The 23668-nt window shown below is 63.8% G+C and carries 24 protein-coding genes and 3 tRNA genes; 23 read left to right on the top strand and 4 right to left on the bottom strand.

Going from position 1 to position 23668, the window contains the following annotated elements; translation table 11 throughout:
* Positions 1 to 97: 97 nt before the first annotated feature.
* The 5 genes from SPICUR_RS02965 to der are packed head-to-tail and all read left to right on the top strand — an operon-like array spanning position 98 to position 7130.
* Entirely contained in the window at positions 98 to 1927 is a 1830-nt protein-coding gene (locus tag SPICUR_RS02965; protein WP_202951830.1) for an extracellular solute-binding protein, read from the top strand.
* A 23-nt stretch (positions 1928 to 1950) separates the two neighbouring features.
* Positions 1951 to 3021, top strand: coding sequence for a microcin C ABC transporter permease YejB (locus SPICUR_RS02970; RefSeq protein WP_023365899.1), 1071 nt, complete (start codon positions 1951 to 1953; stop codon positions 3019 to 3021).
* Positions 3018 to 4067, top strand: coding sequence for an ABC transporter permease (locus SPICUR_RS02975; RefSeq protein WP_051373229.1), 1050 nt, complete (start codon positions 3018 to 3020; stop codon positions 4065 to 4067). Before SPICUR_RS02970 ends, SPICUR_RS02975 begins: the two co-directional genes overlap by 4 nt.
* The gene (locus tag SPICUR_RS02980) at positions 4064 to 5662 is read left to right on the top strand and encodes an ABC transporter ATP-binding protein (protein WP_023365903.1); all 1599 of its coding nucleotides are present in this window, start codon (positions 4064 to 4066) and stop codon (positions 5660 to 5662) included. Before SPICUR_RS02975 ends, SPICUR_RS02980 begins: the two co-directional genes overlap by 4 nt.
* A gap of 40 nt (positions 5663 to 5702) precedes the next feature.
* A complete protein-coding gene (gene der / locus SPICUR_RS02985) occupies positions 5703 to 7130 on the top strand; it encodes a ribosome biogenesis GTPase Der (RefSeq protein ID WP_023365905.1) in 1428 nt (475 codons plus the stop codon).
* A 14-nt stretch (positions 7131 to 7144) separates the two neighbouring features.
* Here the strand turns inward: der and SPICUR_RS02990 are convergent.
* Together SPICUR_RS02990 and SPICUR_RS02995 are read right to left on the bottom strand one after the other, a co-directional pair.
* Positions 7145 to 7221, bottom strand: a tRNA-Arg gene (locus SPICUR_RS02990).
* 27 nt (positions 7222 to 7248) lie between these two features.
* A tRNA-Ala gene (locus SPICUR_RS02995) sits at positions 7249 to 7324 on the bottom strand.
* Between the two features lie 103 nt (positions 7325 to 7427).
* On the opposite strand from SPICUR_RS02995, the gene SPICUR_RS09700 reads away from it, so the two are divergent.
* Positions 7428 to 7580, top strand: a complete 153-nt coding sequence (locus SPICUR_RS09700) for an entericidin A/B family lipoprotein (RefSeq protein WP_023365907.1) — start codon at positions 7428 to 7430, stop codon at positions 7578 to 7580.
* An 18-nt stretch (positions 7581 to 7598) separates the two neighbouring features.
* Here the strand turns inward: SPICUR_RS09700 and SPICUR_RS03000 are convergent.
* A tRNA-Leu gene (locus tag SPICUR_RS03000) sits at positions 7599 to 7685 on the bottom strand.
* A gap of 26 nt (positions 7686 to 7711) precedes the next feature.
* Between SPICUR_RS03000 and queA the strand changes: the two genes are divergently transcribed.
* From queA to SPICUR_RS03030, 6 genes are read left to right on the top strand one after another with little or no spacing between them, the layout of a single operon-like run.
* On the top strand, positions 7712 to 8755 hold the full coding sequence (gene queA / locus SPICUR_RS03005) for a tRNA preQ1(34) S-adenosylmethionine ribosyltransferase-isomerase QueA (RefSeq protein ID WP_023365909.1): 1044 nt from the start codon (positions 7712 to 7714) through the stop codon (positions 8753 to 8755).
* Positions 8756 to 8757: 2 nt separating this feature from the next.
* Complete coding sequence (tgt, locus tag SPICUR_RS03010; RefSeq protein ID WP_041381622.1) at positions 8758 to 9861, top strand: tRNA guanosine(34) transglycosylase Tgt; 1104 nt, start codon at positions 8758 to 8760, stop codon at positions 9859 to 9861.
* A gap of 29 nt (positions 9862 to 9890) precedes the next feature.
* Complete coding sequence (yajC, locus tag SPICUR_RS03015) at positions 9891 to 10274, top strand: preprotein translocase subunit YajC (protein ID WP_023365913.1); 384 nt, start codon at positions 9891 to 9893, stop codon at positions 10272 to 10274.
* 2 nt (positions 10275 to 10276) lie between these two features.
* A complete protein-coding gene (gene secD / locus SPICUR_RS03020) occupies positions 10277 to 12136 on the top strand; it encodes a protein translocase subunit SecD (RefSeq protein ID WP_023365915.1) in 1860 nt (619 codons plus the stop codon).
* A gap of 10 nt (positions 12137 to 12146) precedes the next feature.
* Positions 12147 to 13082: a protein translocase subunit SecF gene (gene secF / locus SPICUR_RS03025; protein WP_023365917.1), complete on the top strand. Its 936-nt coding sequence runs from the start codon at positions 12147 to 12149 to the stop codon at positions 13080 to 13082.
* A complete protein-coding gene (locus SPICUR_RS03030) occupies positions 13060 to 13968 on the top strand; it encodes a UDP-2,3-diacylglucosamine diphosphatase (protein WP_023365919.1) in 909 nt (302 codons plus the stop codon). The genes secF and SPICUR_RS03030 overlap by 23 nt, the downstream gene beginning before the upstream one ends.
* A 7-nt stretch (positions 13969 to 13975) precedes the next feature.
* On the opposite strand, the gene SPICUR_RS03035 is transcribed toward SPICUR_RS03030, so the two are convergent.
* Positions 13976 to 14773, bottom strand: a complete 798-nt coding sequence (locus tag SPICUR_RS03035; RefSeq protein ID WP_023365921.1) for an inositol monophosphatase family protein — start codon at positions 14771 to 14773, stop codon at positions 13976 to 13978.
* A 58-nt stretch (positions 14774 to 14831) separates the two neighbouring features.
* Between SPICUR_RS03035 and SPICUR_RS03040 the strand changes: the two genes are divergently transcribed.
* The 11 genes from SPICUR_RS03040 to SPICUR_RS03090 all read left to right on the top strand — a co-directional run bounded on the left by SPICUR_RS03040 (position 14832) and on the right by SPICUR_RS03090 (position 23663).
* Positions 14832 to 15554, top strand: coding sequence for an RNA methyltransferase (locus SPICUR_RS03040; protein ID WP_023365923.1), 723 nt, complete (start codon positions 14832 to 14834; stop codon positions 15552 to 15554).
* A gap of 45 nt (positions 15555 to 15599) precedes the next feature.
* The gene (gene cysE, locus SPICUR_RS03045; RefSeq protein WP_023365925.1) at positions 15600 to 16400 is read left to right on the top strand and encodes a serine O-acetyltransferase; all 801 of its coding nucleotides are present in this window, start codon (positions 15600 to 15602) and stop codon (positions 16398 to 16400) included.
* Positions 16401 to 16406: 6 nt separating this feature from the next.
* Entirely contained in the window at positions 16407 to 17624 is a 1218-nt protein-coding gene (locus tag SPICUR_RS03050; RefSeq protein WP_023365927.1) for a cysteine desulfurase family protein, read from the top strand.
* Positions 17625 to 17748: 124 nt separating this feature from the next.
* Entirely contained in the window at positions 17749 to 18009 is a 261-nt protein-coding gene (locus SPICUR_RS03055) for an iron-sulfur cluster assembly scaffold protein (protein WP_237220348.1), read from the top strand.
* Complete coding sequence (locus tag SPICUR_RS03060) at positions 17999 to 18325, top strand: HesB/IscA family protein (RefSeq protein WP_023365931.1); 327 nt, start codon at positions 17999 to 18001, stop codon at positions 18323 to 18325. Before SPICUR_RS03055 ends, SPICUR_RS03060 begins: the two co-directional genes overlap by 11 nt.
* A gap of 68 nt (positions 18326 to 18393) precedes the next feature.
* The gene (ndk, locus tag SPICUR_RS03065; RefSeq protein WP_023365933.1) at positions 18394 to 18822 is read left to right on the top strand and encodes a nucleoside-diphosphate kinase; all 429 of its coding nucleotides are present in this window, start codon (positions 18394 to 18396) and stop codon (positions 18820 to 18822) included.
* Positions 18800 to 19927, top strand: coding sequence for a dual-specificity RNA methyltransferase RlmN (gene rlmN, locus SPICUR_RS03070; RefSeq protein WP_023365935.1), 1128 nt, complete (start codon positions 18800 to 18802; stop codon positions 19925 to 19927). The genes ndk and rlmN overlap by 23 nt, the downstream gene beginning before the upstream one ends.
* Entirely contained in the window at positions 19927 to 20676 is a 750-nt protein-coding gene (gene pilW, locus SPICUR_RS09515) for a type IV pilus biogenesis/stability protein PilW (protein WP_023365937.1), read from the top strand. Before rlmN ends, pilW begins: the two co-directional genes overlap by 1 nt.
* A 7-nt stretch (positions 20677 to 20683) precedes the next feature.
* Positions 20684 to 21748, top strand: a complete 1065-nt coding sequence (locus tag SPICUR_RS03080; RefSeq protein ID WP_023365939.1) for a RodZ domain-containing protein — start codon at positions 20684 to 20686, stop codon at positions 21746 to 21748.
* The gene (hisS, locus tag SPICUR_RS03085; RefSeq protein ID WP_041382109.1) at positions 21741 to 23030 is read left to right on the top strand and encodes a histidine--tRNA ligase; all 1290 of its coding nucleotides are present in this window, start codon (positions 21741 to 21743) and stop codon (positions 23028 to 23030) included. Before SPICUR_RS03080 ends, hisS begins: the two co-directional genes overlap by 8 nt.
* 3 nt (positions 23031 to 23033) lie before the next feature.
* The gene (locus SPICUR_RS03090) at positions 23034 to 23663 is read left to right on the top strand and encodes a YfgM family protein (RefSeq protein WP_076742132.1); all 630 of its coding nucleotides are present in this window, start codon (positions 23034 to 23036) and stop codon (positions 23661 to 23663) included.
* Positions 23664 to 23668 lie beyond the last annotated feature (5 nt).

Here is a 23668-nt window from a genome sequence, read left to right on the forward strand (position 1 = left end):
GGGAACCCCTTTGCCCCTGTCATAATCCCCGGTACGTTACTCAAAAGCGCTGGCATGGCCAAGCGTGCCGACCGATTTAATCCAGGAGGAGCCCTGAATGCTGCCACTCCCTGCGACCCGTATGACAACCTGGATGCTCATGATGGGAGCACTGCTCGGTATGGCGTCATCGATGGCGGCCGAGCCCCGGCATGCCCTCGCCCTGCATGGTGAGCCGAAATATGGGCCAGCGTTCGAGCACCTCGACTACGTCAGCCCCGAGGCACCCAGTGGTGGCACGCTCAAGCTTGCCAACGTCTCCGCGTCCACCTTCGATAGCCTGCACCCGTTCATCCTCCGTGGCACTGCGGCCGAGGGCATTGGGCGTATCTATGACACCCTGACCGTGCGGACGCTGGATGAGGCGTTCACCGAGTACGGGCTGATCGCCGAGTCCATCGAGGTGGCGGATGACAACAGCCACGTTCGCTTCAATCTTCGCGAGGCCGCGCGTTTCCATGACGGTGAACCGATCACCGCAAAGGATGTGGCCTGGACATTCCGGCGGCTGCGCGAGGACGGCCATCCCCGATACCGTGCGTATTACAGCGACGTCGACCGCGCCGAGGTTATTGATCGGCACAGTGTGGTGTTCCATTTCGCTGACACCTCGAATGCGGAACTGCCATTGATCCTGGGTCAGCTGCCGGTTCTGCCTGCGCATTACTGGGCGGATCGGGACTTCAGCGCCACGACCCTCACGCCGCCGCTTGGCAGCGGCCCGTATCGGGTGGCCGAGGTCGAGCAGGGACGACGGGTTGTCTACGAGCGCGTTGATGACTACTGGGCCGCTGATCTGCCCATCAACCGTGGCCGCTATAACATCGATCGCATCAGCTATGACTATTATCGCGATGGCACCGTGGCACTGCAGGCGCTGAAGGCTGGCGAATATCATCTGCGCCGGGAAAACGTCGCCCGTAACTGGGCGACTGCCTACGACACGCCAGCGGTGGAATCGGGTCTGCTCAAGCGCGTGGAAATCCCCCATGAGCAGCCCGCCGGGATGCAGGGGTTTTTCTTTAACACCCGCCGCGATCTGTTCGCTGACCCGAAGGTGCGTGAGGCGCTGAGTTACGCGTTCGATTTCGAGTGGACCAACGACAATCTGTTCTATGGCGCCTACAAGCGGACCCGTAGCTATTTCCAGAACTCGGAACTGGCAGCGACCGGATTGCCGTCTGATCAGGAGCTCGAGCGCCTCGAGCCATACCGCGATGAGCTTCCCGAGCGGGTCTTCACCGAGGCCTACCAGCCACCTGATACCCGCGATCGCCCCCTTCGCCGTAACCTCCGTCAGGCACTTTCGCTCCTGCGCGAGGCCGGCTGGCGGGTCGAGGACGGTACGCTGACCCATACCGAGTCAGGACAGCGCATGGCGTTTGAGATCCTACTGGTATCGCCCTCGTTCGAGCGCGTCGTATTGCCGTTCCGGCGCAACCTCGAGCGTCTCGGCGCCGAGGTGAGTGTTCGTACCGTGGACCCGACCCAGTATCAGAATCGGTTGGAGACGTTCGATTTCGACATGACGGTCCATGTCGCGCCGCAGTCGCTGTCGCCGGGCAATGAGCAACGGGATTTCTGGAGCTGCGAAGCCGCCGGTATCAATGGCAGCCGCAATATCGCCGGTGTCTGCGATCCGGTGATCGATGCGCTGGTCGAGCAGGTCATCGATGCCCCCGATCGTGATGCGCTGGTGACCCGTACCCGGGCGCTGGATCGTGTTCTACAGTGGCAGTTCTACGCCATTCCCAACTGGTATATCGATCGTTTCCGCATCGCCTACTGGGATCGCTTCGGTCGCCCTGCCGACAACCCCCCGTATGGGCTTGCTCTGGATACCTGGTGGGTCGATCCGGAGCGTGCGGCACGCGTCGATAATCGCTAGCGTCCGCCAGGGGGCGACTGACTGTGTACGCCTATATCGCCCGTCGGCTGGTATTGATGATCCCGACGCTGGTAGGGGTGCTGCTGATCAACTTCGCGATCGTGCAGTTCGCGCCGGGCGGGCCGATCGAGCAGGTGATGGCCCAGGTGCAGGGCACCGCGGATCTGTCCACCAGTCGTTTCTCCGGCGCGGACGCGGATGAGGTCTCCGGCGAGAGTCGCGGCGGGAGAGGGCTCGACCCGGCCTATATCGCCGAGCTCGAGGCACAGTTCGGCTTCGATCAGCCCGCCCATGAGCGGTTCCTGAAAATGCTCGGTGATTACGCCCGTTTCGATCTCGGCGAGAGTTTTTATCGCGACCAGACCGTGCTGGCGCTGATCGCCGACAAGCTGCCGGTATCGGTGTCACTGGGCCTGTGGACACTGGTGCTGACCTATCTCATCTCCATCCCGCTGGGGATCCGTAAGGCGGTGCGTGATGGCTCTGCGTTTGACGTCTGGACCAGTGCGGTGGTGATCGTCGGCTATGCGATCCCGGGGTTCCTGTTCGCCATTCTGTTGATCGTGATCTTTGCCGGTGGCGGCTATCTCGACTGGTTCCCGCTGCGCGGGCTGGTCTCCGATAACTGGGAGCAGCTGGCCTGGCCGGCGCGCATTCTTGATTATCTCTGGCACCTGGTGCTGCCCGTCCTGGCGATGGTGATCGGCGGATTCGCCGGCCTGACCATGCTCACCAAGAATTCCTTCCTCGAGGAGATCAACAAGCAGTACGTGATGACCGCCCGGGCCAAGGGCGTGAGCGAGCGACGGGTGCTCTACGGCCATGTGTTCCGCAACGCCATGCTCATCGTGATCGCGGGCTTCCCGGCGGCGTTTGTCGGAGTGCTCTTCACCGGCGCATTGCTGATCGAGGTGATCTTCTCGCTCGATGGGTTGGGGCTGCTCGGCTTCGAGTCGGTGGTGAATCGCGACTATCCCGTGGTCTTTGGCAGTCTTTTCATATTCACCCTGATCGGACTGGTGCTCAATCTGCTCGGCGACCTGATGTATGTCATGGTCGACCCGCGCATCGACTTCGAGCGGCGCGAGGGATGAGGATGCGGCCGCGCCTCAATCCCATCAATCAGCGGCGCTGGGCCCAGTTCCGCGCCAACCGACGCGGCTGGTGGTCGCTCTGGCTGTTTGTGCTGCTGTTCGGTCTGTCGCTGGGTGCGGAGTTCATCGCCAACGACCGACCACTGCTGGTCCACTACGATGGTGACTGGTATTTCCCGGTGCTGGTGAGCTATCCGGAAACGACATTCGGGGGGGATTTCCCCACCGAGACGGCCTACCGCGATCCCTATGTCGCCGAGCTCATCAATGCCCGCGGCTGGATGCTCTGGCCACCGATCCCGTATCACTACGACACCATCAACTACGCCAGTCAGTCCGAGGCCCCCGCGCCCCCGTCGTCGGCCAACTGGCTCGGAACCGACGATCAGGCCCGGGATGTGCTGGCCCGGCTCATCTACGGCTTTCGCCTCTCGGTGCTGTTCGGCCTCGCCCTGACCCTCGCGAGCTCGGTGATCGGTGTGGCGGTCGGAGCGGTCCAGGGCTATTTCGGCGGTCGGGTCGATCTGCTTGGCCAGCGGTTCATCGAGATCTGGGGCGGCCTGCCGGTGCTCTATCTACTCATCATCATGGCCGGCTTCGTCCAGCCCAACTTCTGGTGGCTGCTCGGGATTATGCTGCTGTTCAGCTGGACGCAGCTGGTAGGCGTCGTGCGCGCGGAGTTCCTGCGGGTACGCAACTTCGACTACGTCAAGGCCGCGCGTGCGCTCGGCGTTGCAGATCGGGTAATCATCGTGCGCCACGCTCTCCCCAACGCCATGGTGGCGACGGTGACCTTCATGCCATTCATCCTCACTGGGTCGATCACAACGCTCACCTCGCTGGATTTCCTCGGTTTCGGTCTGCCGCCGGGATCCGCCTCGCTGGGCGAGCTGCTCGCGCAGGGCAAGAACAATCTGCAGGCGCCATGGCTGGGTCTTACCGCGTTCTTCACCCTGGCCATCATGCTCTCGCTGCTGGTGTTCATCGGCGAGGCTGCACGCGATGCCTTCGATCCGCGCAAGACCTTTGGAGGGGACGGGGTTTGAGCGAGCCACTGCTGCGTATCGAGGATCTGTCCATCGCGTTCGGACAGGGAAACGCCCGGACAACGGCGGTCAGTGACGTGAATCTGTCGCTCGATGTCGGCGAGACCCTGGCGCTGGTGGGCGAGAGCGGCTCGGGCAAGTCGATTACCGCACTCTCCATCCCGCAGCTGTTGCCATACCCGCTGGCCAGCCATCCCGCCGGTCGCATCCAGGTCGATGGCGAGGCGCTGCTCGGCGCCGATACCGCTACGTTGCGCCGTTTTCGGGGCGGAGTGATGGGAATGGTCTTCCAGGAGCCCATGACCTCTCTCAACCCCCTGCATACGCTGGAGAAGCAGATTGGCGAGACGCTGCGCATCCATCAGGGCCTGAGCGCCGCCGCGGCCCGCGATCGCATCGTTGAGCTCCTCGAGCAGGTGCGCCTGCCGGAGGCCTCGTCGCGGCTCGGGGCGTTTCCGCATCAGCTCTCCGGCGGGCAGCGTCAGCGCGTGATGATCGCGATGGCGATTGCCAACAGCCCGCGACTGCTGATTGCCGACGAGCCGACAACCGCACTGGATGTCACCATCCAGGCGGAAATCCTGGAACTGCTGGCGGATCTCAAACGCCGGCTGGACATGGCGATGCTCCTCATCAGTCACGATCTCAACGTTGTCCGCCGGGTCGCCGATCGGGTGGCCGTGATGCAGCATGGCCGGGTGGTCGAGCAGGGGGATGCGGAAACGGTTTTCGAGCAGCCGCGGCATGGCTACACCCGAGCACTGCTCGCCGCTGAGCCGAGCGGCCGACCGCAGCCGGTGTCTGCCCCTGACATCATCCTCTCGGCCCGTGATCTACGGGTCTGGTTTCCGCGTCGGGGTGGTTTGCTAAAGCGTGTGGTCGGTCATCTCAAGGCGGTGGATGGCATCGATCTGCAGGTCAGTGCCGGTGAGACGCTGGGGGTGGTCGGCGAGAGCGGTTCGGGCAAGACGACACTCGGTATGGCGTTGCTGCGGCTGCAGGCCGCCACCGGGGAAATCCGCTTCGAGGATCGGGATATCAGCCGACTCGGTAAGCGCGCACTGCGGCCGTTGCGGCGCCGCCTCCAGGTGGTGTTCCAGGATCCCTATGGCAGTCTCAGCCCACGGCTCTCGGTGGAACAGATCATTGGCGAGGGGCTGGCGGTGCATCGGATCGGTGCTGATGCGGCCGAGCGGGGCGGGCTGGCGCGCGAGGCGCTGGCGGAAGTGGGGCTCGATCCAGGGCTCGCCGAGCGCTTCCCCCACGAGCTCTCCGGTGGCCAGCGCCAACGCGTTGCCGTGGCCCGTGCGATTGTACTCAAGCCGCGGCTGGTCGTGCTCGATGAGCCCACTTCCGCGCTCGACCGCAGTGTTCAGACCCAGCTCGTGGAACTGTTGCGGCGGCTGCAGGCGCGCCATGGACTCGCGTATGTCTTCATCAGTCATGATCTCAAGATCGTGCGCGCCATGAGCCACCGCATGATCGTGATGCAGGCCGGTCGGGTCGTTGAGTCGGGGCCCGCCGAGCGGATCTTTGCCGAGCCGCAGGCGCCCTACACGCGCCGGCTGCTCGCTGCGGCACTCGAGACCGGTTGATCGGCCCCCGATCGGCGTCTCCGACTGCTATCATCACGCCATGGAGCAACCGGTTATCGCCCTGGTGGGGCGGCCCAACGTGGGCAAATCTACCCTATTCAATCGACTGACACGGACGCGGGACGCGCTGGTGGCGGATTTCCCGGGCCTGACCCGCGATCGTCAGTACGGGATCGGCCGGCTCGGCCCCGCGCCGTATGTCGTTGTCGACACCGGCGGTCTCGGTGAGCCTGATGACGTGACCTATCATCACATGCAGCGTCAGGCCCTGCGGGCCCTGGACGAGGCCGACGCGATCCTGTTCCTGGTCGATGCCCGAGTCGGGGTAACCCCGGGTGATGAGGCCCTTACCCGTGATCTGCGCCAGCGGGGCAAGCGGGTCTGGCTGGTGATGAACAAGATCGATGGCGTTGATGCGGATGTCGCCAGCGCCGATTTCCATGCTCTGGCGCTCGATCGCCCCTGGCCCGTTGCTGCCGTCCAGGGGCGTGGGGTGCGGCAGCTGATGACATCGGTGCTTGAGGACCTGCTGGGGGAGGTGATCGATACGGATGAACCGGCGGATGCCGAGGCGCCCGGGGAAGACGATGATCCCGAGCGGCCCATCGACGTCGCCATCATCGGCCGTCCCAATGTCGGCAAGTCCACGCTGGTCAACCGGCTGATCGGCGAGGAACGGGTGCTCGTCTATGACATGCCCGGCACGACGCGGGATTCGATCCGCGTACCCTTCGAGCGTGACGGGCGTCATTTCACGCTCATCGACACTGCTGGCGTGCGGCGCCGCAGCCGGGTCAATGACGGTGTCGAGAAGTTCAGCGTCATCAAGACCCTGCAGGCCATCGAGGCTGCCCAGGTGGTCATCATGGTGCTCGATGCCCAGCAGGAGATCTCGGAGCAGGACGCGCATCTGATCGGGCATACCATCAATTCGGGGCGCGGGCTGGTGCTTGCGGTCAACAAGTGGGATGGCCTGGTGCCGGAGAACCGTGAGCGGATCCGCCGCGAGCTCGACGTCAAGCTCGGGTTTCTGGACTTCACCCGGCCACGATTCATCTCGGCGCTGCATGGCACTGGCGTCGGTCGCCTGCTCGAGGAGGTCGCGCACGTCTATACGGCGGCGCGGCGTGAGCTCCCGACGCCGGCACTCAATCGGGTGCTCGAGGAAGCACTCAGCGCCCATCAGCCGCCGCTGGTTCGTGGTCGACGCATTAAATTGCGCTATGCCCATCAGGGCGGGCGCAACCCGCCGACAATCGTCATCCATGGCAACCAGACTCGGGACCTGCCGGATGCCTACCGGCGCTTTCTGATCAATCGGTTCCGCAAGGCATTCCAGCTTCACGGCACGCCGATCCGCCTCGAGTTGCGCACCGGCGAGAATCCATTTGCCGGGCGGCGCAATCAGCTGACTCCCCGGCAGCAGAAAAAGCGGGAGCGCATCGTGCGGCGGCGTAAGGGGAAATGACCTGATGGGGCAATTGGTGCCCCGAGCAGGATTCGAACCTGCGGCCTATCGCTTAGGAGGCGATCGCTCTATCCAGCTGAGCTATCGGGGCGAAGGGGCTGGACGAGAAAGGCAAGGATGGTGGAGCCGAGGGGGATCGAACCCCTGACCTTCGCGTTGCGAACGCGACGCTCTCCCGGCTGAGCTACGGCCCCATTCAACGCAGAAGATTCTAGCACCTGTCTGCCCGGCGATGCCACAGCAAGGGGCCGGCTTGGTATCATCAACCATCACGATCCATGACTGGAGACGCGCATCATGCTCAAGACCCCCTTGCAACGGCTGACAGGCCTCTTCTGCATTACGTTGCTCATCATCCTGACCACCGGCTGCAACACGCTTGAAGGTGCAGGCAGGGATATCCAAAAGGCAGGGGAAGCGCTCGAGAGCAGCGCCGACGGCGACGAGTAATACCAACTCGACAGGGACTGGTGCCGGGGGCGGGGCTCGAACCCGCACTCTCTTTCGAGAACCGGATTTTGAATCCGGCGCGTCTACCCGTTCCGCCACCCCGGCTTTGACCGCGAGTATAACAGCACTGAATGCAAGTCAGCGATTTCAATTATGAGCTGCCGGAGGCCTTGATTGCCTCCGAGCCACTCCCCAACCGCACAGACAGCCGTCTCCTGGTCCTCGATCCGGACACCGGTGGTGTCACCGACCGCCAGTTCCCTGCGATACGTGAGTATCTTCGCCCGGGTGATCTGCTGGTTGTGAACGACACGCGTGTGCTGCCGGCCCGGCTCTACGGCCGGAAAGACACCGGCGGCGCCATTGAACTCCTGCTCGAGCGGCTGACGGGTGGCAACGAAGCGCTGGCACAGATCCGCGCCAGTAAGACGCCCCCAATCCCGTCCCGAATCACGCTGGAGGGGAACCTGGTGGTCGAGGTGACGGGCCGGGAAGGGGAATTCTTCCGGCTGCGATTCCCCGGTGACGAGCCTCTGCCAACACTGCTCGAGCGCCATGGCCATATGCCGCTGCCCCCCTACATCAAGCGCGAGGACACGCCAGCGGATCGCGAGCGCTATCAGACGGTATTCGCCGACCGACCCGGTGCGGTGGCGGCACCGACGGCGGGCCTGCATTTCGACGCGTCGTTGCTGGCAGCGCTGCGGGATGATGGCGTCGAGACGGCGACCCTTACGCTGCATGTCGGCGCTGGCACTTTCCAGCCGATCCGCACGGAAACCCTTGAGGATCATCGCATGCATGCCGAATGGCTCTCAGTGCCGGCGTCGGTCTGCGCGGCGGTGGCCCGCACCCGGGCGCGGGGCGGACGCGTGATTGCTGTAGGGACAACGGTTGTCCGCGCGCTCGAGTCGGCGGCTCAGACCGGAGCGCTGCAGCCCTTCGAGGGGGAAACGGAGATCTTCATCTACCCGGGGTTCGAATTCCGGGTGATCGACGGGCTGGTCACCAATTTCCACCTGCCCGGCTCCACTCTGGTGATGCTGGTGAGTGCACTCGCCGGTCGCGACGCGATACTCAACGCCTACGGCCACGCGGTGCGTGAACGCTACCGGTTTTTCAGTTACGGAGATGCGATGTTGATCCTGTCCGCAGCGGGCGGTGAGCGGCCATGACGATGCAATTCGAGACCCTCGCGAGCGATGGCTGGGCACGCCGCGGCCGCCTGCACTTCCCACGCGGTGTCATTGATACGCCGGCGTTCATGCCGGTGGGTACCTACGGCACCATCAAGGGTATGACGCCCGATGAGGTGGCCGGATCGGGGGCGCAGATCCTGTTGGGCAATACCTTCCACCTCATGCTGCGCCCGGGCACCGAGATCATCGCAGCCCATGGCGATCTCCACGACTTCATGAATTGGCAGGCGCCGATCCTGACCGACTCCGGGGGGTTTCAGGTGTTCAGCCTCGCCGAGGGGCGCCGCCTCACCGAGGCCGGTGTCGAATTCCGCTCGCCGGTGGATGGGTCCCGGGTGTTCCTCGACGCCGAGCGCTCGATGGCCGTCCAGCGGGCACTCGGTAGCGACATTGTCATGATATTCGACGAGTGTACCGCCTGGCCGGCGGCATGGTCCGAGGCGAAACGCTCCATGGAGCGTTCACTGCGCTGGGCCGAGCGTAGCCGGGCCGCCCACGGCGACAGCGATGCGGCACTGTTCGGGATTGTCCAGGGTGGCATGTACAACGACCTGCGCGCCGAGTCGCTGGCGGGTCTGGAGGCGATCGGCTTCGACGGCATGGCCATCGGCGGCCTGTCGGTGGGCGAGCCGCCGGAGGAGCGGCTGCGCGTGCTCGATGCCCTCGCCCCCCAGCTGCCTGCGGACAAACCCCATTACTTAATGGGTGTCGGGCGGCCGGAGGATCTGGTGGACTGCGTGGCACGCGGCGTCGATATGTTCGACTGCGTTCTGCCAACGCGCAACGCCCGGAACGGTTATCTGTACACCGATACCGGTACCCTGCGTCTGCGCAATGCGCGCTTCGCCGATGATACCCGCCCGATCGAGCCGGGCTGTGACTGCTATACCTGCCAGCATTACAGCCGTGCCTATCTCCGCCACCTCGATCGCTGTCGCGAGATGCTGGGCGCACGGCTCAATACGGTGCATAACCTGCGTTATTTTCAACGCCTCATGGCGCGGATCCGAGCCGCGATTGAGACACAGGCATTCGATGAATTCGCGCAGTCGTTCCATGCCCGGCGTGCGGATATGACATAATCCAAGACTTTAACCCTAAGGAGAGGCTCATGGACTTCTTTATCAGTGATGCGCTCGCTCAGTCGGGCGGTCAGCCCGGCGCCGGTCTCACCGGATTGATCTTCCCCATCGCCCTGATCGTGATCTTCTATTTCCTGCTGATCCGTCCGCAGCAGAAACGCGCCAAGGAACACAAGAAACTGGTCGAGAACCTGTCAAAGGGCGATGAGGTGCTCACCAACGGCGGCATTGTCGGCCGTATCAGCGACGTTGGTGACACCTACGCCAACCTCACCCTTGCCGAGGGCGTGGATGTGCGCATGCAGAAAAGCGCCGTCGCCCAGGTCCTGCCCAAGGGCGCCATGAAGGCTGGTCTCGACAAGGCCGACGCGGCGCTCAAAGACGACTCCGATAAGGGCGGCAAGTCGAAGTAGACATGATGAATCGCTATCCGCTCTGGAAGTATGTGCTGCTGGTGGCGGTCATCGCCGCCGGCTGCCTCTACGCACTGCCCAATCTGTTCGGTCAGGATCCGGCGCTGCAGATCAGCAATGCCGAGGGTGGTGTGCCGGCCGCCGATGTTCGGGAGCGGATACGCGATCGCCTGTCGGCTGATGGTATCCGGGTGCAGGACAGTGAGATGACGGATGATCACCTCCTGCTGCGGCTGGGCAGTCCCGATGCTCAGGTCCGTGCTGCCGATGAGCTGGCGCTGGCGCTTGGCAGTGACTATACGGTGGCGCTCAACCTGGCGCCGGCCACGCCGGATTGGCTGCGGGGACTGGGCGCGCAGCCCATGTATCTGGGGCTCGATCTGCGCGGTGGCGTTCACTTTCTCATGGATGTGGACGTCGATGCCGTGATCGATCAGACAATGACCGGCTACCGCGATGAATTCCGTCGCCAGTTGCGGGAGGCGGACATCCGCTATCGCGACGCCAGTGTTGATGGCCGTGCAGTCGAGCTGGCTTTCGCCGATACGGAGACCCGGGATGCGGCGCGATCGGAACTGAATTCGGACTATCTCGACCTTGAGTTCAGTGCCGAGTCGGTCGACGACCGACCGACGCTGGTGGCAACGCTGAGCGAGGAAAAGCAGCGTGAGGTCCGTGATGCCGCGGTTGGTCAGAACATGACCACGCTGCGTAATCGGGTCAACGAGCTGGGCGTCGCCGAACCGGTCATCCAGCGTCAGGGCCTCAGCCGTATCGTTGTCCAGCTGCCGGGCGTGCAGGACACGGCGCGCGCCAAAGAGATCATCGGTGCGACCGCCACCCTCGAGTTCCGGATGGTTGATTCGAGCAACTTCCCCTATCGCGGCGATGAGGATGATCCGGTGCCACCGGGCACCGAGCGGTTCTCCGAGCGGGATGCCGGCCTCGTGCTGCTGGAGCGGGACGTGATCATTACCGGCGAGGCGATTACCGATGCCTCATCGGGACTCGACACCCAGACCGGTCAGCCGCAGGTCAATATTCGGCTCAGTGGCAGTGGCGGCAGCGTCATGAACCGCGTGACCCGTGACCGTGTTGGCGATCATATGGCGGTTCTGTTCAAGGAAACCGAAATCCAGCCACGCCGCGTCGACGGCGAGGTGATACGCGAGCAGGTCCAGACCGAGGAAGTCATCAATATTGCCCGCATTCAGGAGCAGTTGGGCAGCCGCTTCCGCATCTCCGGGCTCGATAGCTCACGTGAGGCGCGTAACCTCGCCCTGCTGCTGCGCGCCGGATCCCTGGCCGCGCCCATGCAGATCGTCGAGGAACGTACGATTGGCCCCAGCCTCGGACAAGAGAACATCAACCAGGGACTGGCGGCCGTTGTGGTGGGTTTCCTCCTCGTCGTGCTGTTCATGGCGGTCTACTACAAGGTCTTCGGGCTGATCGCCAATGCGGCCCTGCTCGCGAACCTGGTGCTGATCGTAGCGGCCCTCTCCCTGCTACAGGCGACGCTGACCCTGCCCGGGATCGCCGGGATCGTGCTGACGGTCGGGATGGCCGTTGATGCCAATGTGCTGATCTACGAGCGCATCCGCGAGGAACTGCGGGGCGGCAGTAGCACCCAGCAGGCCATTGAAGCGGGCTACGGCAAGGCCTTCTCGACCATCGCCGATGCCAACGTGACAACCCTGATCGCCGCCATCGTGCTGTTCGCGTTTGGCAGTGGTCCGGTGAAGGGATTCGCGGTGACGCTCTCGATCGGCATCGTGAGCTCCATGTTCACCGCGATCCTGGGTACCCGGGGCATCGTCAATCTGATTTACGGCGGGCGTCGCGGCGCCCGTCTGGCCATCTGAGGAGACGCTTGTGGAATTCTTCAAGCGCGAGACCGATATCGCCTTCATGGCCTACCGACGTCGTCTGGCGGGGTTGACGGTGCTGCTGATCGCCGCGGCCATCGCCTTTCTGATGGTTCGCGGCCTCAACCTCGGTCTCGATTTCACAGGCGGGACACTGGTGGAGGTGGGTTACCCGCAGGCCGTGGAGCTTACCGAGGTGCGGGAAACACTCGCAGACGGCGGTTATAGCAGTGCGATGGTTCAGACATTCGGTACAGCGCAGGACATCCTCATCCGGCTGAGCCCGGATGCAGGCGCGGGGGATTCACTGAGCAACGCGGTGCTTGAGACGCTGCGCGCCGATAATCCTGATGCCGAGCTGCGTCGTGTGGAGTTCGTCGGTCCGCAGATCGGCGAGGAGCTTGCCGAGAAGGGCGGTCTTGCGCTGATCTACGCACTGGGCGGGATCCTCCTCTACGTAGCCTTCCGGTTTGAATACCGTTTCGCCATCGGTGCTGTCGCCGCCGTTGTCCACGACGTCGTGGTGACGCTGGGGATCTTTGCCGGCATCGGTATGACGTTCGATCTGACGGTCCTGGCCGCACTGCTCGCGGTGATTGGTTACTCGCTGAACGATACGATCGTGGTTTTCGATCGGATCCGGGAGAACTTCCTGCGCATCCGTGAGGGGACCGCGGAGACGGTCACCAACCGATCGATCAATCAAATGCTGCCGCGGACTCTGGTGACAAGCCTCACGACCCTGCTGGTGCTGTTGGCGCTGGTATTCCTGGGCGGCGAGCTGATCCGTGGGTTCGCGGTCGCGCTGATCATTGGCGTACTGGTGGGAACGTACTCGTCGATCTACGTCGCGAGCGCTGCAGCGCTCGCGCTGGGTGTCAGTAAGGAAGATCTGATTCCGCCGCCGAAGGAAGGCGAGGATGACGACGAAGAGCAACCCTGAGACCCGTGACCGTCACGAGGCGGTCACAAATCCGACGTACGATTCCGGCCAAGTCATCGATGAGGGCGAGGCCATGACAGACGTCGAGATGCTCAGACCGCTTCATTACCGCAGCGTTTTCATCTCCGATACGCACCTGGGTTTTAGTGGCGCGCAGGCGGAATTCCTGCTCGATTTCCTGCAGTCCATCGAGTGCGAGACCCTTTATCTGGTTGGCGATATCCTCGATATCTGGGAAATGCGCCGACGCCGCTTCAACTGGCCCGACAGCCATAATGCGGTGGTTCAGAACATCCTCGAGCGGGCCCGTCGCGGTACCCGAGTGATCTACATACCGGGTAATCATGACGAGATGATGCGCGACTATGCGGGAATGTCCATTGAAGGCGTCAGCATCCAGCTCCGCGCGACCCATGAGTGCGCGGATGGACGCCGCCTGTTGGTTCTCCACGGTGATGAGTTCGACACGGTCGTGCAATACAGCCGTCTTGTCGCCTTGCTCGGCAGCCGGATGTACGCGCTGTTGATCCGTGCCAACCACTGGGTCAACCGGGTCCGGCAGTTCTTCAATCGCCCATACTGGTCGCTGGCCGCCCATCTCAAACAGCGGACCAAGAATGTGATGCGCTACATCGCCAATTACGAGGAGGCACTCATTCACGAGGCGCAGGAAGCCGGAGTGGACGGATTGGTCTGCGGCCACATCCACCACGCCGAGATCGTCGATCAGCGTGGCGTGCTGTACTGCAATGATGGTGACTGGGTCGAGAGCTGCACCGCGTTGGTGGAGTCCTACAACGGCCACCTGTCGCTGCTGCGCTGGAGTGACGTCCGTGAGACGCTGTCCACGGCGTCGTCGAAGGCGGGCGAGGAGCAGGTCGCCTGAGCGCGCGTCAGGCGCGGATTCCCTCCATCCGGTGAGGCGCGATTGTGCGGACCAGGTCCGCGAACAGCTTGGGACTGCCGGCCACGATATTGCCGGTGTCAAGATAACGATCGCCGCCACCAAAGTCCCCGACAATGCCGCCCGCCTCGCGGATCATCAGTGCGCCGGCGGCCATGTCCCAGGGCTTGAGGCCAATCTCCCAGAACCCGTCAAGTCGGCCGCAGGCGAGGTAGGCAAGATCCAGCGCTGCCGCGCCAGCGCGCCGGATATCCCCAGCGCGCGCGAAGACGTCGCCGAACATTCCAAGATAGGCGTCGTGATACTGGCGCAGCCTGAGGGGGAAACCGGTGCCGAGCAGCGCATTGTCGAGTGACGGTCGGGACTGGATGCGCATGCGCCGGCCCTCGAACGTACAGCCGCCGCCGCGCTTCGCGGTCCAGAGCTCCTGCCGGATCGGATCATAGATGACGCCCGCTTCGAGCGCCCCGCGGTACTTGAGGGCGATTGATACGGCGAAGTGGGGAATGCCGCGCAGGTAGTTGAGTGTCCCGTCCAGCGGGTCGACCACCCAGACGTAATCCGCGTTTTCCTCGCCGCCGCGCTCCTCGCCGACCACGGCATGATCCGGATAGGCCTGTTTCAGAGAGGCACGAATCTCGTCCTCGGCCATCCGGTCGACGTCGCTGACGAAGTCGTTTTCACCCTTGGCTTCGACATTCACCCGGTCGAGTCGGTTGATATGGTGGACAATAATGTTGCCGGCGCTGCGTGCGGCACGCACCGCAACGTTGATCATCGGTTGCATGGCTTGATCCTGAGAACTTAAGCCGGAAATGATAACAGCAAACGAGGGAGTTCGTGTTTTGACCGACCCACAAAGCCCTGACTGTCGCTTCGTCCTGGTGGGCACATCGCACTCCGGCAATCTGGGGGCAACCGCGCGGGCGATGCGCACCATGGCCCTTGACCAGCTTGTGCTGGTGGCGGCGCAGTGTCAGGTGGACGATCAGGCAATGGCCATGGCGGCCCATGCCGACACGGTGCTCACTAACGCCTGTCACCATGAGGATCTTGCCGATGCAGTCGCCGATACTGAGCTCTGCCTGGGCCTGACCGCACGACCGCGCCGGGACGGCGTGCCGGCACTGACCCCCCGTCAGGCAGCGGCGACCATCGCGGCCGAGTCCGGGCCGGTGGCAGTGCTCTTCGGCCGCGAGCGCACCGGGCTGACGAACACCGAGCTGGCGAGCTGCCACCGCTTGGTGCACATCCCGGCCAACCCCGATTATCCTGCCCTCAACCTGGCATCGGCGGTCCAGATCATGGCCTACGAGGTCTTCATGGCACGTGCTGGAGCGGCCGATATCATGAACGGTCGAAATGGGGGGGCGACACCGGTTGCAACCGGCGCCCATCTCGCGGGGCTTCACGCCCGGCTCGAGCAGCTCGCGGACGCGACTGGGTATACCTGTCGCGGGCCCCGCGAGGTCATGCTGCGGCGTCTGCGCAACTTCATCAACCGGGCGCGGCCGACTGTGGATGAGGTGGATCTGCTGCGTGGTCTACTCAAAAGACTGCGTCCCTGATCAGGTCGCTGGCTGGCAGGACTCACACCCGAGTATACTGAGTATATGTTTAAACGGCTTCGTGAAGACGTTCGTTGCGTCTTCGACCGCGATCCAGCGGCACGCAATTACTTCGAAGTGCTGATCAGTTATCCGGGCGTCCATGCCCTGATACTGCATCGCATGAATCACTGGCTGTGGCACCACCGGCTGGGCCTCGTCGCGCGGTTCCTGTCGTTGATCGCGCGACTGCTCACCGGCATAGAGATCCATCCAGGCGCCCGGATCGGGCGGCGCTTTTTCATTGATCATGGCCTGGGCGTGGTGATTGGTGAGACCGCGGAGGTCGGTGACGACTGCACCCTCTACCAGGGGGTAACGCTCGGTGGTACCTCATGGCGGGCCGGCAAGCGCCACCCGACGCTGGGTAACGATGTGGTGGTGGGAGCTGGCGCCAAAGTACTGGGCCCGCTCGACATCGGAGAGGGCGCGCGGATCGGCTCGAATGCGGTGGTTGTCAAGGATGTGCCCGCCCACGCCACGATGGTGGGCATACCGGCGCGGGTCGCGCGCATCTCAGCAGAAGCGCCGCCCCGGTCGGAGGCCGAGCAGCGGCGGGCGGAGACGGCGCGGCGGATCGGTTTTGATGCCTACGGTGCGACCCAGGATATGCCCGATCCGGTCGCGAATGCGATCAATGCCATCCTTGATCATGTCCATCAGACCGATGCGCGGCTCCAGGAAATGTGTGCCGCGCTGCGATCGCTGGGTGCCGAGGTCAATGACAGTGAAATCCCGGATATCGATGATTGCGGCCTGCAGGACGACGCAGAGACGGAGTCCACCGGAACCGCCGGTGATCGTTGAGTGGCAATGACGCGCCCCTATCTCGATTACGCGGCGACGACACCCGTTGATCCCAGGGTGTCAGCGTTGATGGCCACGCTCGAGGGGCCCGACGGTGTCTTTGCCAATCCCTCCAGTGACCATCCTGCCGGCCGGGCGGCCGCGCAACGGGTGGCGGCGGCGGAGTCGCAGGTGCGTGAAACACTGGGTGATCCGGGGTTCCGTACGGTCTGGACCAGCGGCGCCACCGAGGCGGATAACCTCGCGATTCTTGGACTCGCCCGCGCCCTGTCGAAGCGCGGCGACGCCCGGCGTCGTATGCTGGTGGCGGCGACCGAGCATTCTGCGGTGCTGGCGGCTGCGAGCGCGGCGCGGGAGTACGGCATGCAGGTGGATACGCTGCCGGTGGCGGCGGATGGTCGGCTGTCGCCGCAGACGCTGGCCGCTGCCCTGGATACCGATGTGGCGCTGGTCTCGCTGGCGTTGGTGAATAACGAAACCGGCGTTATTCAGGACGTCCCGGCGCTGGCGCCGATGATTCGCAAGTCGGGTGCGCGGCTTCATCTCGATGCTGCGCAGGCACTCGGTCGACTCCCGGATGCCAGTGCCTATGGCGATGCTGATCTGGTCTCGTTATCGGCGCATAAGTGCTGCGGACCCAAGGGTATTGGCGCGCTCTGCTACCGCCCGGACGTCCGACTGGCGCCCCTGTTGCACGGCGGTGGACAGCAGGCCGGGCTGCGCTCGGGCACGTTGCCGGTCGCACTGATCGCCGGTATGGGCGAGGCGCTGCGTCATCTCGATGATGTGGCCGAACGCCAACGCCAGCGCGCGCTCCAGCGGCGGTTGCGACAGGCGCTGCACGATCTCGGCGGCGTCGTGCTCAATGGCCGTGACGATGGCGCGCCCCATATCCTCAATGCATCCTTCCCCGGCGTGCATGGCGGGGCACTACGGGCGGCATTGAGCGACTTGTCGGTGGGCTTCGGCTCCGCTTGCAGTCGGCGCGATGGCCCGTCCCATGTGCTCCGGGCGATGGGGCGACCCGATGCGCTGGCCTATGCCTCGGTGCGGTTCAGCCTCGGGCGGTTCACCACCGAAGCGGATATCGATACGGCCATGGCAACGGTCACGGACGCGGTGACCACCCTTCGGTCCGTCTCGCCGCTGTGGCGCGAGATGAGTGAGGGGCGTCACACCGTGGATTCTGCCTACGGCGTCACAACCGCGCTGGAAATGGCTTGAATCAATGGTGGCTGATCGGAGATCGTGGTCACTAGCGCGGTTGGGCGCGCCTGTCGAGCGGGCCGGGTGGTCCCACGGGTCGGCGGGTCGAATCGACGAAGATTGCCGGGTGGACTGCTGGCTGGTGATCGACAGGGGGACTGTCCGGGAGGCGCGTTTCGAGGTCTTCGGCGGCCCGGAGGCGATGCAGGGCGCGGCGTGGCTGGCAGAATGGCTGACGGGGCGGCGCCTCGCGGCAGCACAGACGGTGACTGGACGCTGGCTGGCCGAGTCCGCGGCATTGTCTGATGAAGCTCGAACGGCGGCACTGAGTATTGAAGATGCGCTGCGGTCTGCATTGGCCGCATCGCCGGAAGCGATCAATGGAGCAAGCGATGAATATTGAACTGACTGAGCGGGCGGCCAATCATATCCGGGATGCCCTGGTTCGGCACGGAAGCGGCATCGGGCTGCGGCTGGGTGTGCGGACGTCGGGATGCTCTGGATTCATGTACACGGTGGATTACGCCGATCGGCCGGGCGACAACGATCTTGTCGTCCAGCAGCACGGCGTATCGGTGGTGATCGATCGTAAGAGCCTGCCATTCCTCGATGGAATGGAGGTGGACTTCGTGCGCGAGGGGCTCAATGAGCGATTCAGCTTCCGTAATCCGAATGTCTCTGCGGAATGCGGCTGTGGCGAGAGCTTTGCGGTGCAGTGATTGCCGCTGACCCAGCTGCTGGGTAGACTGGCGGATTATCCTTTAAATCGCCGACAGGAGCAGACTCAATGGCCGTTGAACGCACCCTTTCCATCGTCAAGCCGGATGCCGTCGCGGGCAACAACATCGGCGAAATCTATCGCCGCTTCGAGACCGCCGGTCTGCGGATCATTGCCGCACGCATGGTGCATCTGACCCAGTCGCAGGCCGAGTCCTTCTACGCGGTACACCGTGAGCGGCCGTTTTTCAGTGCGCTGGTGAACTTCATGATCTCGGGTCCAGTAATGGTCCAGGTGCTCGAGGGTGATGACGCCATTCGCAAGAATCGTGAGGTGATGGGCGCCACCAACCCGGCCGAGGCGGCTGCGGGTACCATCCGTCACGACCTTGCCGAGACGGTGGATGCGAACGCGGCCCACGGATCCGATTCCCCCGAAACGGCCCGCGAAGAGATCGCTTTTTTCTTTGGTGAAGATGACCTCCACAGCCGCAACTGAGCAACGTCCACGGACCGAGTCGGGCCGGCTCAATCTGCTCGGTCTGGATGCGGCCGGGCTCGATGAGCTGCTCCAGGAGCTCGATGAGAAGCCATTCCGCAGCAAGCAGCTGCGGCAGTGGCTGCATCAGCGCCGGGTGTTTGACTTCGACGAGATGACTGACCTCGCCAAAGGTTTCCGCGGCAAGCTCGTCGATCTCGCCGAGCTGCGCGTCCCGAAGGCGATCTTCGATCGTGAATCCGCGGATGGGACGCGCAAGTGGCTGCTGGCACTCGAGAGCGGTCAAGCTGTAGAGACCGTCTATATCCCCGAGCGTGGGCGCGGTACCCTGTGTGTTTCCTCGCAGGTGGGGTGTGCGCTGGACTGTGGGTTCTGCTCCACGGGTAAACAGGGATTCAACCGTAACCTGTCAGCGGCCGAGATCATCGGGCAGCTCCACTATGCGACTCAGGCACTGGAGGACGAGGGCCGTGAGCGTCGGGTAACGAATGTCGTCATGATGGGGATGGGTGAGCCACTCGCGAATTTCCGCAACGTCGTGGCGGCGACCAATCTGATGGTCGATCCGTATGCATGGGGGCTCTCACGCCGCCGGGTGACCCTATCGACGGTCGGGCTCGTGCCAGCGCTCTATCGATTGACGGATGTCAGCAACATCAGCCTCGCGGTCTCGCTCCATGCCCCGAACGACGCGCTCCGCGACGAGATTGTGCCGATCAATCGCAAATACCCGCTGCGCGAATTGTTGCCGGCCTGCGAGCATTACCTCGGCAATACACCGCATCACTGCATCTACTGGGAATATGTGATGCTCGATGGCGTCAATGACAGCGATGCCCAGGCGCGGGAGCTTGCAGCGCTGCTTCGTCACATCCCATCGAAAATCAATCTGATACCATTCAATCCGTTTCCGGGTACCCGCTACGAGGCCTCGCCCAGAGAGCGTATCCACCGCTTTGCGGATATCCTCCAGAACGCCGGTTTCATCACCACAATCCGCCGCACGCGGGGTCAGGATATTGACGGTGCCTGCGGCCAGCTAGTGGGTCAGGTGATCAACCGCCGCAATCAGGGCAAACGCGGAACGACCTCGGCAAACGCCTGATGCGCCAGCTCCTTTGTGCCCTGCTCTCGCTGGCGGTCGTGGGTTGCACTACCCAGCCCAGCGGGCCGGCAACACCGGAGCAGGCCGCGCTTGCGGCGAGCGCGAACACGCAGATCGCCACCCACCATCTTCGAAACGGCGCACTCGAGCCCGCCCTTGGCAAAATCCGTCAGGCGCTGGAGCAGGATCCTCAATCGATCGATGCCCAGCTTGTCGCAGCGGAACTGTGGACAAGGCTCGATGATCCGGAGCGGGCCGAGCGCCATTATCGCCAGGCGCTGTCCGTTGGCGAACGCACCGGGGCAGCATTGAACAACTATGCTGCATTCCTGTGCCGACAGGATCGCTTGCCGGCGGCGCTCGAGCACTGGGATGAGGCGGCGTCCAATCCGCTCTATGACAATCGTGCCATGGCGCTGAGCAACGCGGCCCGGTGTGTCACCGATCAAAAGCCGCCGTCCGCCGATGGGTTGGCAGAGCATTACTGGCGATCGGCACTGACGCTTCGTCCGGACTACCGCCCGGCACTTGGCGGGATGGCGGAGTGGAATCTGGCGAATGACCGGGTGGACGCCGCAGACGCGTGGTATTCGCGATACACTGCGGCGACCGAAGAAACGGCATCGACGCTCTGGTTGGGGATAAGAATTGCCAGAGCGGGGGATAACGCGGAGCGTCAGGGACGTCTGATTGCGAGGCTCAGGGGGCAATTCCCCGAATCCGAGCAGGCCGCACGATTGATGGAGTAAGCGCTTCATGACGCAGCGAGAAGATTCGGGTGAGACAACCAGCGCCGAGCGCGCATATGCGGGACCGGGCCGGGCGCTTCGCGATGAGCGCCTGCGCCAGGAAAAGGATTCGGCCGAAATCGCCGATGCATTGCACCTCAACCGCCGGACCATCGAGGCGCTGGAGGCTGATGACTACGATCATCTTCCGCCTCTGACATTCGTGCGCGGCTACATCCGCGCTTACTGCCAGTTCCTCGAGATGGATCCGGAGCCGGTGATCCGGCGGCTGAGTGATGCCGGGGCCGATGCGGGCAGGCAGCCGCTTCAAGCCCGCGCCGGTGTGACGTCGCCCGGCAGCCGGGCCGGGCGATCTGCGCGCCCCGCCCGGCAGGGCATGGGATTCGTGGGCGTGGCGCTGAGCCTCGCGGTACTGATTGCCGCGCTGGTGGCCGGTGGCTGGTGGCTCTCGCGCTCGAATATCAGCCTGCCACTGCTTGGCTCGGTGAGCGACGGTATCGTTGGTGGTGGCGAATCCACACCGGGGGTGGACAGCGCCGAGTCGACGCCGGAGCTGGAGTCCGACATGCAGTCCGAACCGGTCGCGGATCCGGCGCCAGCGCTTGAGTCCGAGCCTGAGCCTGAGCCTGAGCCTGAGACCGAGCCTGCGCTTGAGTCTGAGCCCGAATCCGAACCGGCGCCAGCAACCGAACCGGCCCCGGAACCGGATCCGACCACAGAGCGCGGAACGGAAACCGCCACTGCACCGGAGATGCCGACGCTCGACAATGCAGCGATCGCCGATGCAGTCATGCAGACGGCCTCGGAGTCCGATCGCGGCACGACAGCGCCACAAGTGGTGTTCCGGTTCAGCGGTGAGTCCTGGATGGAAGTGACCGATGCGACGGGTGAGCGTCTTCTGTTCGGGATCTCCGAATCCGGCGAGCAGCGTCTCGAGGGCGAGCCACCGTTTGAGATTGTGGTCGGCGACACCGAGAACGTCCGGCTTGAATTCGAGGGCGAGCCCGTCGATCTGGCGGAGTACGCACGGGGGAGCGTTGCTCGATTCACATTGGGAGGAAATGGTGAGTAGTCCAATCCAGAACGTCCGTGGCTTCGGCGACGTGTTGCCGTCTGAGGGGCCGGCGTGGGCGTTCGTTGAGCAGACATTCCGGCGCGAGCTCGAGCGCTACGGCTACGCCGAAGTCCGTCTGCCCATTGTTGAGAAAACAGAGCTCTTCTCCCGGGCGATTGGCGAAGTGACCGACATCGTCGAAAAAGAGATGTATACGTTCATCGACCGCAACGGTGACAGTCTGACCCTCCGGCCGGAGGGCACGGCCGGCTGTGTGCGGGCGGCACTGCAGCGGGGGCTGCTGCACAATGCGCAACCGCGGCTCTGGTACAGCGGTCCGATGTTCCGTCACGAGCGCCCGCAGAAGGGGCGTTATCGCCAGTTCCATCAGGTGGGCGCCGAGGCATTCGGCGTGCCGGGTCCCGATATTGATGCGGAGTTGATCCTGCTCTCCGGACGGATCCTTCGTGCCCTGGGGGTTAGAGACCTGCGTCTCGAGATCAACAGTCTGGGCACGCAGGCCGCCCGCCAGCGTTATCGTGAGGCATTGATCGAGCACTTCCAGGCGCATTCCTCAACCCTCGACGACGATGCGCAGCGGCGGCTTCACAGCAATCCGCTACGGGTTCTGGATAGCAAGAATCCCGCCATGGCGTCCGTGATTGAAGCCGCGCCGGATCTCGCCGATTATCTCGATGAGGAATCGCAGACCCATTTCCAGTCCCTGTGCGACATGCTGGATGGCGCTGGCCAGTCCTATCGTGTCAATACACGGCTCGTCCGTGGCCTCGATTACTATGGTGGGACGGTGTTCGAATGGATCAGCGCTGATCTTGGGGCGCAGGGAACCGTCCTGGCCGGTGGGCGCTATGACGTTCTCGTGGAGATGATCGGCGGTCGTCCAACACCCGCGATCGGCTTTGCCGCCGGGCTCGAGCGGCTGGTGGCACTGGTGGAGGCCGCCAATAGCGCGCCATCGGCCCCGGCACCCGATGCGGCACTGGTGATCAGCGATGATAGCCTGCAGTCAGACACGCTGGCGCTCGCGGAACGGCTGCGCGACGAGTTGCCATGGCTTCATTTGCAGATGCCCCTCGGCGGTGGGTCGATGAAAAGCCAGTTGCGCCGCGCCAATCGCAGTGGTGCCGCGGTTGCACTGATCCGTGGTGCCGAGGAGGCGGCCGCGGAGACCATCTCCGTTAAATACCTGCGTGATGATCTTGAGCAGGAAACGGTGGCCATTGGAGAGCTCCCGAAGATACTCTCCGCGCTGCAAGCAAACAGAACAGGACAATATTGACTCGTGGCATACGACGACGAAGAACAACTCGAGGCAATCCGCGCCTGGTGGCATCGGTACGGGCGGATGGTCATCATCGCCGCGATTGCGGTACTGGCCGTGGTGCTCGGCTGGCAACAATGGACAGCCTGGCAGGATCGTCAGGCGGCTTCCGCGTCGGCGGATTACGCTGCGATCCTGGCGTCACTCAATGATGATGACCGTGAGGCCGCGGGCAATCGACTGCGCTCGCTGCGCGAGGCCCATGCAGACAGTCCTTATGCCGCAATGGCGACTCTCGCGGTCGCCACCGCAGCCGCCAGCGAGGGCGAGCCGCAGGTGGCTGCCGACGCGCTGCAATGGCTGACTACGCATCAGACCGATAGCCCGATGCGGGTGGTCGCGCGTCTGCGTCAGGCTGAGGCCCTCCAGGCGGCCGGGGACGACGAGGCGGCGCTGACTGTGCTCGAGCCACTTCCCTCGGGGCCCCTGCGGCCACGGTTCCTCGAGCTGCAGGGCGATCTCGAGGTCGCGTTGGGCAATCCGGATGCAGCCATCGATGCCTACCAACAGGCGCTTGAGTCCGTATCCGGTCAGCGCCGTTCCCTGGTCGAGATCAAGCTCTTCGATCTCGGCGGGGCGCCCGCATCATGAGTACG

The sequence above is a fragment of the Spiribacter curvatus genome (assembly GCF_000485905.1).
GTDB lineage: Bacteria > Pseudomonadota > Gammaproteobacteria > Nitrococcales > Nitrococcaceae > Spiribacter > Spiribacter curvatus.